At 65.7% G+C, this 832-nt stretch carries 2 protein-coding genes; both read right to left on the reverse strand.

The features are described from left to right. Positions 1–406: hypothetical protein (locus tag ABD224_RS29235; protein ID WP_344055342.1), on the reverse strand; the 406-nt coding region annotated here is incomplete at its 3' end. A 14-nt stretch (positions 407–420) separates the two neighbouring features. Then, positions 421–832: hypothetical protein (locus ABD224_RS29240; protein WP_344055344.1), on the reverse strand; the 412-nt coding region annotated here is incomplete at its 5' end.

Consider the following 832-nt stretch of genomic DNA (forward strand, 5'->3'; position numbering starts at 1 on the left):
TCGCGTCCCGCGCACGGATGGAGGCGATCATCGAAGCGTCCTCGAGGCGATTCTCGAGTATGATCGACGTCGCATCCCACCACTCCATCGCCGTAACGGCCTGGTTGTGGAGGGCGATCTCGCCGTCGGTCAGGTCTTCCGATCCCAGGATCTCGTCGACCGCCCGGTTGGCGAGCCGCCCGCCGTGGAGCAACGCCGCGGCCTTCGGGTTCGTCACCGTAAGCGCGAGTTCCGCGCCCCGCTGCCAGTCGATCCCGTCGCCATCGTCATCCGCGAGTGCGGAGTCCGTCGCGATCGTCCCGCCGGCCCCGGCCGCAGCCGCCGCAGCCAGGAGCCGCATGGCGTCGCGCCTCGAGGTTTCCATCCCGATACCACTGTCCGTTTCCGTTTGCTCTGAAAATGACATAGTTAGTCACCTCACTACTGTCGGAGGACGACGACGCCGAGACCGACGAGCACCACGCCGATCAGTGCCCAGTTAGGTATCTCGGTCGAGCCGTCGACACTCCCGATCGGGTAGCCGGTCGACTCGGACAGACCGAGATCGAGGACCTCGAGGTCGTCGGCGTCGTCCTCGGTCTCGAGGTAGACGGTCAGGTCGACCTCGTCGACGTCCTCGAGGTCGTCGACAGCCACCTCGAGGGAGGCCGTCTCGTCGGCCTCGATCTCGTCGCTCGTGAACCGGAGCACGTCGCCGGTCTCCGAGTCGGAGACCTCGAGCGTGACCATGACCTCGTCGTCGGCCTCGTCGTCGACCTCGACGTCGACGAACGCATCGGTCGTGTCGTTCGTCAGCTCTAGATCGTTCTCGGACTCGACCTCGTAACCGTCG

It is taken from the genome of Streptomyces thermoalcalitolerans (assembly GCF_039525155.1).
Classification (GTDB): Bacteria; Actinomycetota; Actinomycetes; order Streptomycetales; family Streptomycetaceae; genus Streptomyces; species Streptomyces thermovulgaris.